14 protein-coding genes are annotated in these 13806 nt (G+C 72.9%); 10 read left to right on the top strand and 4 right to left on the bottom strand.

Translation table 11 applies throughout. The features are described 5' to 3' along the window. Positions 1 to 77: 77 nt before the first annotated feature. The gene (locus tag DEI81_RS14355; RefSeq protein WP_111011412.1) at positions 78 to 1433 is read right to left on the bottom strand and encodes a cytosine permease; all 1356 of its coding nucleotides are present in this window, start codon (positions 1431 to 1433) and stop codon (positions 78 to 80) included. 244 nt (positions 1434 to 1677) lie between these two features. Here DEI81_RS14355 and DEI81_RS14350 point away from each other — a divergent pair, with 244 nt between their 5' ends. The 4 genes from DEI81_RS14350 to DEI81_RS14335 are packed head-to-tail and all read left to right on the top strand — an operon-like array spanning position 1678 to position 5364. Continuing rightward, positions 1678 to 2610 carry an ABC transporter ATP-binding protein gene (locus DEI81_RS14350; protein WP_111011411.1) on the top strand — a complete coding sequence of 311 codons (933 nt, stop codon included), beginning with the start codon at positions 1678 to 1680 and terminating at the stop codon, positions 2608 to 2610. Then, a complete protein-coding gene (locus DEI81_RS14345; RefSeq protein ID WP_258368763.1) occupies positions 2607 to 3458 on the top strand; it encodes an ABC transporter permease in 852 nt (283 codons plus the stop codon). The genes DEI81_RS14350 and DEI81_RS14345 overlap by 4 nt, the downstream gene beginning before the upstream one ends. A gap of 20 nt (positions 3459 to 3478) precedes the next feature. Then, positions 3479 to 4699, top strand: coding sequence for a sensor histidine kinase (locus DEI81_RS14340; protein ID WP_111011410.1), 1221 nt, complete (start codon positions 3479 to 3481; stop codon positions 4697 to 4699). Between the two features lie 38 nt (positions 4700 to 4737). Continuing rightward, on the top strand, positions 4738 to 5364 hold the full coding sequence (locus DEI81_RS14335) for a response regulator transcription factor (protein WP_111011417.1): 627 nt from the start codon (positions 4738 to 4740) through the stop codon (positions 5362 to 5364). A 27-nt stretch (positions 5365 to 5391) separates the two neighbouring features. Here DEI81_RS14335 and DEI81_RS14330 read toward each other — a convergent pair whose 3' ends face one another. After that, a complete protein-coding gene (locus tag DEI81_RS14330; RefSeq protein WP_181434989.1) occupies positions 5392 to 6042 on the bottom strand; it encodes a LysE/ArgO family amino acid transporter in 651 nt (216 codons plus the stop codon). A gap of 200 nt (positions 6043 to 6242) precedes the next feature. Here DEI81_RS14330 and DEI81_RS14325 point away from each other — a divergent pair, with 200 nt between their 5' ends. Continuing rightward, a complete protein-coding gene (locus tag DEI81_RS14325; RefSeq protein WP_146244120.1) occupies positions 6243 to 7385 on the top strand; it encodes a YncE family protein in 1143 nt (380 codons plus the stop codon). A 19-nt stretch (positions 7386 to 7404) separates the two neighbouring features. Here DEI81_RS14325 and DEI81_RS14320 read toward each other — a convergent pair whose 3' ends face one another. Next, positions 7405 to 8154 (bottom strand): ABC transporter permease, encoded by a 750-nt coding sequence (locus DEI81_RS14320; RefSeq protein WP_111011408.1) that lies wholly within the window; start codon positions 8152 to 8154, stop codon positions 7405 to 7407. 37 nt (positions 8155 to 8191) lie between these two features. Further along, a complete protein-coding gene (locus DEI81_RS14315; protein ID WP_258368762.1) occupies positions 8192 to 8965 on the bottom strand; it encodes a hypothetical protein in 774 nt (257 codons plus the stop codon). Positions 8966 to 9054: 89 nt separating this feature from the next. Between DEI81_RS14315 and DEI81_RS14310 the strand changes: the two genes are divergently transcribed. The 5 genes from DEI81_RS14310 (at position 9055) to DEI81_RS14290 (ending at position 13761) form a co-directional block, all read left to right on the top strand. Continuing rightward, on the top strand, positions 9055 to 9681 hold the full coding sequence (locus DEI81_RS14310) for a DedA family protein (protein WP_111011407.1): 627 nt from the start codon (positions 9055 to 9057) through the stop codon (positions 9679 to 9681). 22 nt (positions 9682 to 9703) lie between these two features. After that, entirely contained in the window at positions 9704 to 10369 is a 666-nt protein-coding gene (locus tag DEI81_RS14305) for a response regulator transcription factor (protein ID WP_111011414.1), read from the top strand. Between the two features lie 61 nt (positions 10370 to 10430). Next, the gene (locus DEI81_RS14300; protein ID WP_220035696.1) at positions 10431 to 11867 is read left to right on the top strand and encodes a four-carbon acid sugar kinase family protein; all 1437 of its coding nucleotides are present in this window, start codon (positions 10431 to 10433) and stop codon (positions 11865 to 11867) included. 50 nt (positions 11868 to 11917) lie between these two features. Then, the gene (locus tag DEI81_RS14295; RefSeq protein ID WP_111011406.1) at positions 11918 to 12598 is read left to right on the top strand and encodes a GntR family transcriptional regulator; all 681 of its coding nucleotides are present in this window, start codon (positions 11918 to 11920) and stop codon (positions 12596 to 12598) included. 176 nt (positions 12599 to 12774) lie between these two features. Continuing rightward, on the top strand, positions 12775 to 13761 hold the full coding sequence (locus DEI81_RS14290) for a 4-hydroxythreonine-4-phosphate dehydrogenase PdxA (protein WP_111011405.1): 987 nt from the start codon (positions 12775 to 12777) through the stop codon (positions 13759 to 13761). Positions 13762 to 13806 lie beyond the last annotated feature (45 nt).

Below are 13806 nucleotides of genomic sequence, written 5' to 3'. Positions count from 1 at the left end.
GTCGGGGTCAGCCACACGGAGACCGCACCGGTCCCGTCGGCGCCGGGGGGCGGGCCTCCCGGCCGGGAGGCCCGGGCTCAGCGGGCCGGGACCGGTGCGGTCTCCGTGTGGCTGACCCCGACGCCGCGGACCAGGCCGGCCTTGCCGGCGATCACGTAGAGGACGAACGCGATGACGACCGAGTTGATCGACGGGATGCCGATCGTGACGAAGTAGCCGATCAGGGCCGCGATGGCCCACACGACGAGCGTCATCGGCACCCACGTCGGTGAGGTCGCCGGGACGTCCGCGGCGGCGCTCAGCTCGCGACGCCAGGTCTTCACCACGAAGTACTCGGCGACCATGATCCCGGCGATCGGGGGGAACACGACGCCGAGGACGGTGAGGAACGGCGTGAACGCGCCCAGGAACCCGACCGCCGCGAGCACCGAGCCGACGACGCCCATGACGAGCGTGACCACGCCGCGGTTGACCTGCCGACCGAACACGGCGTCGATGAAGTTCGTGACGCCGAGGCTCGAGCTGTAGATGTTCCAGTCGTTGATCTTGAAGGTGCCGAGCAGGATCACGAGCACGCCGACCCAGCCGACCGACGACGTGATCACGCGCGTGATGTCCGAGGACCCGACCGCGTGGGCGAGCAGGACGCCCGCCAGGCCGATCACGTACTCGCCGAGCGTCACGCCGAGGAGCGTCTGCTTGACGACGTCGCCGGTGCTCTTGTTGAACCGGGTCATGTCGGGGGTGATCACGGCCCCGACGATGAACCCGCCGGCGACGAGCGTCGTGCCCGCCACGAAGCCCATGTGCGGACCGGCCGGGGCCTTGGCGGCGAGCTCCGCGATCGAGTGCTTGCTCAGCTCGACGGTGATCGCCCACCCGACGAGGACCAGGAACAGCGGCACGGTGATGTTCGCCAGCCACTGCATCGAGTGGAACCCGCGGAGCACGATCGCCGTGACGAGCAGGCCGAACACGAGCGACCACGCCCACGCCGGCAGGATCGGCAGGATCGCGACGAGCCCGGACGCCGAGACGCCCGACTGGATCCCGAACCACCCGATGAGGCTCATGCCGATCGCGAGCCCGACGAGCGCGGAGCCGCCCTTGCCGAACCCGGTCCACCGCGCGATCACGGAGGTGTTGAGGCCTTCGCGGACCCCGATCACGCCGACGAAGACCGACACGATCTCGAGGATCACCGCGCCGAGCGTGATCGCCCAGAACGCGGCCCAGAAGCTCATGCCGAAGCCGAGCGTCGCCCCGAGCAGGAACTGCGACAGGGCCGAGATCTGCCCGAACCGCTGCACGGCCACCTGGAACCACCCGTAGCGGGCGGACTGCGGCACACGGCGGAGGGAGTAGTCGTCGACGGCGACCGTCGCCGACGATGACGAGACGGGTGGTGCCGAAGCTGCGGTGTCGCTGGCCATCTGTGGCTCCTCGGGTCGGACGGGCCCGGAACGCGGAGTGCGTCGCCGGCGCGGGGTTGCGCCAACGCTAGGAGTCCGGACACCGGCCGACCATGTGCAACATGTCGTTACCGGGGTGTGAACCGGTGCGAGATGCACACCGCCCCGACCTCGACCCGACCGCCTCCGCACCATGACGAATGTCACGCCGGATCCATGACGGACCGCAGACGTCCCGCGCCCGCGGTTCCGCCACGCTGGCCGCATGAACGAAACGCCGATCATCCAGCTGGCCGGACTGCACAAGCGGTTCGGTGCGGTGACCGCGGTCGACGGTGTCGACCTGACGATCCACCGGGGCGAGGTCGTCGCCCTCCTCGGCCCGAACGGGGCCGGCAAGACGACCACGGTGGACCTCGCGCTCGGGCTCGCCACCCCGACGGCGGGCAGCGTGCGGCTCTTCGGCGGCGCGGCGCGTGACGCGATCGTCGACGGCCGCGTCGGTGCGATGCTCCAGGGCGGTGCGCTCCTGCCCGACCTCACCGTCCGGGACTCCGTCGCCCTGGTCGCGAGCGCCCACCGGGCCCCGATGTCCGTCGACGAGGCACTCCGCCGCGCGCGCTGCACCGAGATCGCGGGCCGCCGCGTGAACAAGCTGTCCGGCGGGCAGCTCCAGCGCGCCCGGTTCGCGGTGGCCGTGGTGTCCGACCCGGACCTGCTCGTGCTCGACGAGCCGACCGCGGCGATGGACGTCGAGGCCCGACACACCTTCTGGTCCTCCATGCGCGAGTTCACGGACACCGGCCGCACCGTCGTGTTCGCGACGCACTACCTCGACGAGGCCGACACGTTCGCCGACCGGATCGTGATCATGCGCGCCGGACGGATCGTCGCCGACGGCACCCCCGCCGAGATCAAGGCGATCGCGGCCGCCCGGACGATCCGGTTCACCGGGGTCGGCCCCGCGGACCACGACGCGCTCCGCGGTCTGCCCGGCGTCAGCGGTCTGGAGGAACGGCACGGCACGGTCACGCTCGTCACCGACCGATCGGACGCGACCCTGCGCGCCCTGCTCGCGGCGTTCCCCGCCGCGCACGACATCGAGGTGGTGCCGACCACGATGGACGACGCCTTCCTCGCCCTCACCCGCACCACGGACGAGCCGTCGTCCGCCGAGTCGACCGGAGCCCGATCATGAGCACGTCCATCCCCTCCACGCCGGTTCGGGCCACCGACACCGCGGCGACCTCGCCCACCGACGACGCCCTGACCGCTCCCGTCCCGCTCCGGACCCGGGGTCGCCTGCCGATCCGGTACGTCGCCCTCGAGGCCAAGCGGCAGCTCCGCAACGTCCGGTCGCTCGTGTTCACGATCGCGGTACCCGTGGTGATGCTCCTGGCGTTCGGGTCCGCCTACGGGTCGAGCGGTCAGGTCGACCCCGCGACGAAGCTGCCGTGGCTCGTCGTCACCACGCTGCAGATGGCGTCGTACGGCGCCATGATGGCGGCGCTCGGGCAGGCGTTCACGATCGTCACGGAACGGTCCATCGGGTGGAACCGGCAGCTGCGGATCACCCCGCTGTCCGGGGTCGGGTTCCTCGTGTCGAAGGTCATCGCCGCGATGGCGGTCGCCGCGCTCGGCATCGTCGTCGTGACGCTCGTGTCCGTGCTCGCGCTGCACGCCGACCTCGCACCCGGCCGCTGGTTCGTCGCCGGCGTCGGCGTGTGGGCCGGGGTGGTGCCGTTCGCCCTCATCGCCATCCTCATCGGGCAGTTCGCCCGCCCCTCGTTCGCACAGCCGCTGTTCATGGTCGTGTTCATGGGGCTCGCGATCCTCGGCGGCCTGTGGGTCCCGCTGTCGATCATGCCGTCGTGGATGAGCACCCTCGCGCACGGGGTCCCGTCGTACTGGCTCGACCGGATGGGCCAGATGGGCGCTGGCGCGGACGGGAGCATGCTCGAACCCGCCCTGGTGCTGGCGGCCTGGGCGTTCGGTCTCGCCGCGGTCGTCGTCTGGCGCTACCGCCGCGACGCCGCACGGCAGTGACCGGACCTACGCTGGATCGCGTGACGGACGCGACCCAGACGACCCAGGTGCGGCGCACGGAGGACGTGCGCCGCACCTCCCGGTCGTTCCCGTGGTCCGGCGCGCCGGGCATGGCGGAGGGCGACCTCCGGACGGCCCGTCGACGCTGGTACCCGGGGGCGTTCTTCGGGCTGGCGTGGCAGGTGCTCCTCGTCCTCGCGGTGTTCACGGACGGCGGCTCGGTCCGCAAGCACGTGGTCGACAGCGTCGTGCTCGCCGTGGTCTACGTGGCGTACCTCGTCGCGCCGGAGCTCATGTGGCGACGACGGCTGCCCGGCCGCATCGTCGTCCTCAGCACGTTCGCCCTGCTGAGCGTCCTGCCCCTCGTGCCGCTCGGCGCCGTCGCCATGTGGACGTGGTTCCTGCTCGCGTCACTGGTCGGGTTCGTCGCGGTGCGGATGTGGGTGGCCGCGGTGGCCATCCTGGCGATCGCTGCCGCGCAGGTCGTGATCTGCGGCATCGCCGGATGGGACGTGAGCTCGAACGACGGCCTGCTGTTCGCGCCGCTCGTGACCGTGTCCATCGGCGCGTCGATGACCTTCTTCGGGCGCCAGCGGGCCGCCGAGCAGGAACTCGGCGTCGCGCAGGACGAGATCACCCGTCTCGCCGTCGTGGAGGAACGGGCCCGGTTCTCGCGGGACCTCCACGACGTGCTCGGCCACTCCCTGACCGTGGTCGCGATCAAGTCGGAGCTGGCCGGGAGGCTCGTGGACCGCGATCCCGCCGCCGCGCGCAGTGAGATGGCCGACGTCGAACGGCTCGCCCGCGAGGCCCTGCAGGGTCTCCGGCAGGCGGTGAGCGGGTACCGCGAGGCCGACCTCGACGCCGAGCTCGTGTCCGCCCGGGCCGCGCTCCAGGCCGCCGGGATCGACGCCGACCTCCCCGCGAACGCCCACGCCGTCGTGGCCGACAGCAGGTCGCTCTTCGCGTGGGTGCTCCGCGAGGGCGTGACGAACGTCGTCCGGCACGCCGCCGCCACGCGCGCTCGGGTCACCCTGACCCGCAGCGCGATCACCGTCGAGGACGACGGCGCCGGTGCGTCGGACGACCTGGCCGACGGGGTCGCGCCCGTCGGTGCACCGCTCGGCGGCAACGGGCTTCGTGGACTCCGCGAGCGTGCGGACGCGGTCGGTGCGACCATGACGACCGGGACGAGCGACCTCGGCGGGTTCCTCCTCCGCGTCGGGCGGGGGCGTCGGTGAGCGCCGCGGAGACGACCGGCGTGACGGCGTCGGCGGCGATGCCCGGCTCGACCACGATCCGGGTCCTCCTCGCCGACGACCAGGCCCTGGTCCGCGGCGCGCTCGCGTCCCTGCTGTCGCTCGAATCGGACATCAGCGTCGTCGCCCAGGTCGGCCGCGGGGACGAGGTCGTCGACGCGGCGCGGGCGTCGGGCGCGGACGTCGCCCTGCTCGACGTCGAGATGCCGGGCGCCGACGGGCTGCGGGCGGCACGCGACCTGGCCACGGCCCTCCCGTCCTGCCGCTCGCTCATCGTCACCACGTTCGGCCGACCGGGCTACCTGCGCCGCGCGCTCGAGGCCGGCGCGTCGGGGTTCGTCGTCAAGGACACACCCGCGGAACAGCTCGCCGACGCCGTCCGCCGGGTGGCCGCCGGGTTCCGCGTCGTCGATCCGGTGCTCGCGGCGGAGTCGCTCGCCGCCGGCCCCTCGCCGTTGACCGCACGCGAGACGGAGGTCCTCATCGCCTTCCGCACGGCGCCGACCGTCGCGGGCGTGGCCGCGGAGCTGCACCTGTCCGAGGGCACGGTGCGGAACCACCTCAGCGCTGCGATCGGCAAGACCGCGGCGCGGAACGCCACCGAGGCGCTGCGGATCGCGGCGGACAACGGGTGGCTGCTCGGCTGAGCCGTCGTCCGACGCCCGCGCGCCGGATCACGCCCCGAGCAGCAACCGCACCCCGAACGCGACCATCACGACCGCGATGCACGCGTCGAACACGCGCCACGCCCCCGGGCGGGCGAACACCGGGCGGAGCATCCGGGACCCGAACCCGAGCGCCGAGAACCAGCAGCAGCTCGCGGCCACCGCGCCGCCGACCCACCACCACCGTTCGTCGACGCCCTGCTCGTTCGCGACGGACCCGAGGAACACGAGTGTGTCGAGGTACACGTGGGGGTTGAGCCACGTGAACGCCAGCATCGTCAGGACCGCGCGCCGAGCGGTCCCCGCGGTGGTCCCGTCGTCGGTGCCGACCGCGCGGACGTCGAGGGCGTCCCCCGCCGGCCGGATCGCCCGGCGTGCCGCCAGCACCCCGTAGGTCAGGAGGAACGCCGCGCCGACGAACCGCACCACGACGAGAGCGACCGGCGCCCGCTCGACGACCGCGCCGACGCCGAGCACCCCCGCCAGGATGAGGACGGCGTCGGACCCCGCGCAGATCCCCACGGCCGCGGCGACGACGCGTCGGGGTGCGGTCACGGCCAGGCGGAGCAGGAACGCGTTCTGCGCTCCGATGGCGACGATGAGCGCGAGTCCGGTGCCCAGCCCGTTCAGTGCCGGGAGGACCGTGGTCGCGATCGTCATGCCCCTCACGGTAGGAGCGGGACCGCCCCGAGTACAGCGCGCTCCGGTGCCCGGGTGCGTCTGGCCCCGTCGGGCTCCCGGCGTGGACCGCGTCGTCAGACGTGGGCGGGGCCGACGAGCGGTCGTGCGCCGACGTGGGACGGCGGTGGCCCGCCGCCCTCGTTCGGCGGACGTGCGGCCGAGGCGGGCAGGGTGGACCGATGGACACCGCGAGCGCCGCCTCGAGCCGACCGTCCGGGCGAACACCGGGGCCCTCGCGCGACCGGCGTCCGCGACGCCCTGGTCGTCGACCCGGCGCCGCGCTGGCGGTGCTCGTCTCGTGCGGACTCGTGGCCGTGCTCGCCGCCTGTTCGGGGTCGACCGCTCCGTCCGCGTCCGCCACGCACGCCCGCACCGGCTACCGGGGCCATGTGGTCACGAAGGCGGCGGAACCGGGGGACGTGCCGCCACCGCCCGTCACGCCAGCCGGCCGGGTCGTCCCACTCCCCGCCACCGCCCATCCCTGGGGCGTCGCGGTGGCCGACTCCGTGCACACCGTGTACCTGGCCGAGCGGAAGCAGGACCGCCTCGTCCGCTACGACATGGACACCGGCGCGGTCACGACCAAGGCCGTGCCCGGATCCGCTCGGATGATCGACCTCGCCGATCCCGACGGTCCCCTGTTGCTCCCCGCGGAGGACCGCGATCGTCTCTACACGCTGGCGCTGCCGTCACTCGACCTCGTCAGCTCGGCGTCGACGGGCCGGCACCCGCACCAGGCGGTGCGGGTGAACAGCACCACGTTCGTCACCGAGGAGTTCGGGCATGGCGTCCGGGCCCTGCGGAACGGACGGACGGTCGCGCACTTCACGCAGCCCGTCCAACCCGGTGGCATCACAGCCGTCGGGAACCGGGTCGCGGTGGTCGACGTCGCGGCGAACCTGCTGTTCGTCTACGACGCGACGACGCTGCGGCTCGTCGCCGCCCTGCCCGCCGGCGCGGGCCCGAGCCACGTCGTGCCGATCGGCGGGGACCGGGTGGCCGTCTGCGACGTGCGCGGCAACGCGGTGCTCACGTACGACATCGGTGGGACACCCCGGGCGCTCGGTCGCGCGGCCGTCCCCGGCCGCGCCTTCTGGATCCACGCCGACGCCGCGACGGGGACGATCTACACCGCGCTCGCGAACACCGACGAGATCGCGCAGCTCCGCGTCCGTGCCGACGGCGCACCACAGCTCGTGCGGACGGTGCCGACGGTCCGCCAGCCGGTGTCGTTCGATCGGGACCCGGCGACCGGCGACCTGTACGTCGGCGGGTACGCGGACTCGCAGCTGCAGGTCATCCCCGCGTCGGCGTTCCGCTGACCCGCGCCGGGCGACCGCGTCAGCGCGGCGCCGTCGGGCGCGTCCGCACGGGCCCGAGCCACCGCACGACGATCGCCGCGGTCACGGCCCCGGTCGCGATGATCGCCGCGAGGACGACGATCTGGAACCGCCCGGCCTCGACCGGCGAGACCCCGCCGAAGATGGCCCCGACGAACGCGCCGGGCAGCGTCACGAGTCCGGTCGTCCGCGTCTGGTCCGTCGACGGGATGAGCGCCGCGTGCACCGCCCGACGGGCGAGGTCCCGGGTGGCCGTCCGGGGCGGTGCACCGAGCGCGAGCCAGCCCTCGACCTCCTCCCACCGGTCGTCGACGAGCTCGAGGAACCGGCGTCCGGCGAGCGTGGCGACGGTCATCGCGTTGCCGACCACGATCCCGCCGATCGCCAGGGCGTACCGCGCGTCGAACGCGATCGCGCCCGTCACGAACACGACGGCGAGGGACAGCAGGATCCCCGCACCCATCGCGGACGCCACCATCGGCGCCGTCCGTCGCAGCGGGCCGAGCCGTCGGGAGGCCGTGCTCACCGCGACCGTGAACATCACGACCAGGGCGGCCGCGACCCACCGGACGTCGTGGATGACCCCGCTCAGGACGACGCTGATGACGGCGAGCTGGAGCGCGCCACGCAGGACGGCGAGCGCCGGCGCGACGGGACTCGGGGCCCGGACGAGGAGCAGCACGACGGTCGCGACGACCACGAGCACCCCGACGCCGAGGAGGCTCGGGCCGATGTCCGAGGACCAGGTCATGACCTGGGACCGTAGCGTGCGTGGCTGCCGACGCGGGTCACGGCGCGAGGCTGTCGGCCGGCCACTCCCGGGTGTCGAGGTCGGCCCGTCGGCTCTGACGCACGCTGAGCACCGCGACGCACACGACGATGAGCACGGCGAGCACCGCGCTGATGGGTCCGGTGCCGAACCCGAGACCGCCGCGCGCGGACGACACGGCGCCCCAGTCGGCGAAGGACGCCCCGACGGGCCGGGTCAGGACGTACGCGACCCAGAAGGCGGGCACGGCGGCGAGCGCCCGCCCGAGGTACAGCGCGATCGGCACGCACATCGCCGCGACGAACACCGCCCCGCCGAGCAGGTACCCGAGGTGGAACCGCGACGCGACGAGGTCGCCAGCGGCGGTCCCGAGGGCGAACGTGGCGACGACCGCGGCCCAGTAGAAGGCCTCGCGGCGGCGGGTGTCGATCGCGTGGACGTCGACGGTGCCCTCGACGACCCGCCACGTGACGAACACGGCGACGAGGAGCACGAGGAACACCGACGTCGACACCAGGTACGGGACGCCGGCGACGACGTGGGTGAAGTCGGCGATCATCGTCCCGAGCACGCCGACGAGCACGACGACGAGCCAGTACAGCCACGGCACGTACCGGCGGACGGTGAACTGGGCCACGATCGCGGCGGCGAACAGGACGGCGGTCGCGAGCACGGCGCCGACGGGGTCGACGTGTCCGACGAGGAAGTCCGACAGGGTCTCCCCCATGCCGGTCGTCAGGATCTTCGTCACCCAGAACAGCAGGGTGATCTCGGGCACCTTGTTCCGCAGCATGCCGTGACGATCACACGCCCGGTCCAAGAAGCCACCAAGGGAGCGTCGGTCTTGGCCGTTCCTGGGAGCCGCACCCGGAGGATGGGCCGGTGCCCCTCGCGATCCACCTGTTCGACGCCGCCTCCATCCTGCACGCGTTCGGGCCGTGGGTGCTCGTCGGCCTCGCGGTGCTCGTGTTCGTGGAGTCGGGGGTGCTGTTCCCGTTCCTCCCGGGCGACTCGCTCATCCTGACCGCGACCATCCTGGCCTCGGCACTCGGCATCACCCCGTGGCAGGTCGCGGTCGTCGGGTCCCTCGCCGCGATCGCGGGCGACCAGGTCGGCTACCTCCTCGGGCGCCGGTTCGGGCGTCGGCTGTTCCGCGAGGACGCGCGGGTGCTCAAGCGTGCGCGCCTGCGCGAGGCCGAGGCGTTCTTCGTCCGGTACGGCGGCCTGTCGCTCGTGCTCGGGCGGTTCGTCCCCGTGGTCCGGACGTACGTGCCGCTCGCCGCCGGCGCCGCGGCCATGCACTACCGACGGTTCATCGTCTGGAACACCATCGGCGGCGTGGGCTGGGTGGCGGTGTTGACGGTCGTCGGGGTGCTCCTCGGCGGCATCCCGTTCGTGGCGCACAACATCGACGCGCTCATGGTCGTGGTGGTGGTCGTCTCGGTCCTCCCCGTCGTCATCGGGGTGCTCCGGAAGCGGAGTGCGGCGCGGCGTGCGGTGCGCCGGTGACGCCGACGGCCAGGATCGGGGCATGACGGAGCCGGCACCGCGCCTCCTGCTCGTGGAGGACGACGCGCGCCTCGGTCCGATCGTCGCCGACGTGCTCGGTGCGGACTGGGACGTCACCCTCGTGACCGACGGTGAGCAGGCGGTCACGGCCGCCGTCGAGCGGTACTTCGACGTCATGGTCGTGGACCGCAGGTTGCCGGGCATGGACGGCGTGGCCGTGGTCGGGGAGATCCGCCGACGCCGCATCAGCACGCCGATCCTCATGCTCACCGCGCTCGGTTCGCTCGACGACCGCGTGTCCGGCCTCGACGCCGGGGCGAACGACTACCTCGTCAAGCCGTTCGAGTTCGCGGAACTCGGAGCCCGGCTCCGCGCCCTCACGCGCGACTACGCGCCCGAGGGCGAGGCGATCGCGATCGGCGGGTGGACCCTCCACCCGGAGACCGGCACCATCACCTCGCCGTACGCCGGGAGGATCGGGCTCACCGAACGCGAGACCGCGCTCGTCCGCCTGCTGGCCCGGGAGCCGACGCGCACGTTCTCGCGGGCGCACATCCTGACGGCCGTGTTCGACAAGGGCGAGCAGCTCGGCACGGTCGACACGTACGTCCACTACGTGCGCCGGAAGACCGACCGGGACCTCATCGCCACCGTTCGTGGGGTGGGGTACCGCATCGGCACACCCTGAGCGTCGTCGGCGGGACCCCGGGGACCGACGGCCTACGGTGGGCGGTCGGAGGAACCGATCGATGTCACTGCTGGACCTGCCCCATCCCCTCGGACCCGTCGACGTGGACACGCTCCGCGCGGCCGTCACGGACTCGCGCCGCCGGATCGTCGTGATCGACGACGACCCGACCGGCAGCCAGAGCATCGCCGATCTCCCCCTCGTCACGGCGTGGGCGGACGACGACATCCGGTGGGCGTTCGACCAGGACACCGTCGGGTTCTTCGTCCTCGCGAACACACGGAGTCTCGAGCCGGACGCGGCCGAGCGGGTCGTCCGCGAGGTCCACGACCGCGTCTCCCGCATCGCCGCGGAGCGCGGGGAGGACGTCGTCCTGCTGAGTCGCGGTGACTCGACGCTGCGTGGGCACTTCCCGCTCGAGACCGACGTGCTCGTGGCGGCCGAGGACGCCACCGGCCGCACGGTCGACGCCGTCCTGCTCGTCCCCGCCTACCCGGATGCGGGGCGCATCACGGTCGACTCCGTCCACTACCTCGCCCAGGGCGACGCCTGGATCCCCGTGGGCGACTCCGAGTTCGCGCGCGACGCGAGCTTCGGGTACCGATCGTCCTCGCTGCCGGACTGGGTGGCCGAGAAGACCGACGGGCGGGTGCCGGCCGGCGAGGTCGTCCGCATCACGATCGACGACATCAGGAACGGCGGTGCGGCCACGGTCGCTGCGGCGCTCCGCTCCTGCCGGGACGCCCGGGTCGTCGTCGCCGACGCGGTCGACGAGGACGACCTCCGCGTCGTCGCGCTCGGTGCGCTCCGCGCCGAGACCGACGGCACGCGCATCGTGTACCGCGTCGGTCCCTCGTTCGTCCGGGCCCGCTGCGGGCAGGACGTCCACGGTCCCATCGCGGACGCCACCCTCGCCGAGTCCTTCACGCACGCTCCCGAGGGGCACGGGCTCATCGCGGTCGGGTCGCACGTCGGACTGACCGGTCGACAGTTGGACGGACTGCTCGCGGCCGACCACCCCGCGGTCGTCGAGCTCGACCTGGCGCGTTGCCTCGAGTCGACCGAGGCGATGCGGGACGTGGTCGCGGCGGCAGCGGCGCGCGCGGCGTCCCTGCTCGACACGACCGAGGTCGTCGTGATGACGAGTCGCACGCTCATCCGGGGCGTCGACGCCGACGACAGCTTGCGCATCTCCCGTGTCGCCTCGGAGTCCCTCGTCGCCACCGTCCGAGCTGTCGTCGAACGCCGACGGCCGTCGTTCCTCGTCGCGAAGGGCGGCATCACCTCCAACGACCTGGCGACCGAGGCGCTGCACATCGGGCACGCCCACGTGATCGGCACCCTCCTGCCCGGCATGGTCTCGCTCTGGGTGGCGGCCGACGGGCCCTCAGCCGGTCTGCCGTACGTCGTGTTCCCCGGGAACGTCGGGTCCGACCAGTCGCTCGCCGTGGCGGTCCAGCGCGTCGCCGACGCAGCCGCACTCGACGGCCTCATGTAGGAGACGGCCGCCAGGGGAAGCCGGAGGCGGTGATCGTATAGGCTCCGCACATGGACGACCGGCCGAGGACACCGACGAGGACATCCCTGGCCGACGGCGTCTACGAGGTCCTCATGGCCCAGCTCATGGACGGCGAGCTCCGCCCCGAGCAGCAACTCAACATCGACGGACTGGCGAAGTCGCTCGCCGTCTCGCAGACACCGATCCGCGAGGCGCTCGCGCGGCTCGAGTCCACGGGCCTCGTCCGGCGCGAGGCACTCCGGGGATACCGGGTCGCACCCCTGTACACGGATCGCGAGCTCGACGACCTGATGGACGCACGGGCCGTGGTCGAGCCGTCGAGCACCTACTTCGCGACGACGCGGATGCCCGACGCGGCCCTCGACCCCCTGGCGGCGAGCATCGACGCGCTCCGGACGATCCCGCACGGCCCGCACCACCACGACGTGCGGGCGTACTGGCGCGCGGACGAGCAGTTCCACGACCTGATCGTGCGCGGCGCCGACAACGTGTTCCTGCTGAGCGCCTACCGCTCGTTCGGCGGGACGGTCCAGCGGTTCCGGCTGTTCTCGGAGCGCGGGGTCACCGACGCCGACGCGGCGGTGCACGAGCACTCCGCGGTGCTCGAGGCGATGCGGCGCCGGGATGCCGACGGCGCTCGCGACGCCATGCGCCGGCACATCCTCGCGGTGAAGGCGCGCGCCCGCCAGGACCGCGACGCACTGCGCTGACGGGATCCGCGTGGAGCACCTGTTCAAGCCGCGGCGTAGCCTATAGGATACATGAATGCCGAGGCCCGACTCGGTACGACCACGACGAGGTGTCAGCCCCCGCGACTCCAGCGGAGACGGGCGATGCCGGCCCAGGTCGGTGTGATCGCGGCCGTCGCCGCAGAAGGAGCGCGAGCATGACCCAGCAACGACCCCGTGTCGCCCTGACCCTCGGAGATCCGGCGGGCATCGGTCCGGAACTCGCCGCCAAGGTGCTGTCCCGTCCCGGCACGCTCGACGCGAACGAGGTGCACATCCTCGCCGACCGCGACGAGTTCGAGCGCGCGTTCGCCGACGCGCGCCTCCCGGCCGTTCCGCTCGGGGACGAACCGCGGCCGGGGGTGGCGACGCTGCTCGACGACCACAGCGCCCCGCCGACCCTGATCCCGACCGGCGTCGTGAGCGAGGAGGCCGGTCACCGCGCCATGCACCAGCTCCGGCGCGCCGTGGCCCTCGCCGCCGAGGGTCGGGTGGGCGCGATCGTCTTCGCGCCGCTCAACAAGACGAGCCTGCACCTCGCCGGCATGCAGGAAGAAGACGAGCTGCGGTGGTTCGCCAAGCAGATGGACCACCACGGCACGACGTCGGAGCTCAACGTGCTCGAGGATCTGTGGACGGCGCGGGTCACCTCGCACATCCCCCTCAGCGCGGTCGCTGCCCGGGTCACCCCCGAGTCCGTCCGAGCGACCATCGGTCTGCTGCACCAGGTGCTCACCGACGCCGGCATCGAGCCGCGGCTGGGGGTCTGCGCCCTCAACCCCCACGCGGGCGAGAACGGGAACTTCGGGCGCGAGGAGATCGACGCCATCGCCCCGGCCGTGTCGGCAGCGACCGCGGACGGCATCGACGTGCGCGGCCCGTTCCCCTCGGACACCATCTTCCTCGCCGCACGACGTGGCGACTTCAACGGGATCGTGACGATGTACCACGACCAGGGACAGATCGCCATGAAGCTGCTCGGGTTCAGCGGGGGTGTGACCATCCAGGGCGGTCTCCCCGTCAGCATCGCCACGCCCGCACACGGCACCGCGTTCGAGATCGTCGGCCAGGGCGTCGCCGATCCCACCTCGATGGCGAACGCCTTCGACATCGCGGCGGCAGTGGCGGCCCGGCGACAGGCATGAGCGCCACCGAGCCCTGCATCAGCGCCACACCCACGGACGACGACG

Origin of the sequence: Curtobacterium sp. MCBD17_013, assembly GCF_003234565.1 — a bacterium.
GTDB lineage: Bacteria > Actinomycetota > Actinomycetes > Actinomycetales > Microbacteriaceae > Curtobacterium.
Note: the sequence above shows the minus strand (reverse complement) of the source record. Positions and strands in the feature narration are given on the sequence as shown.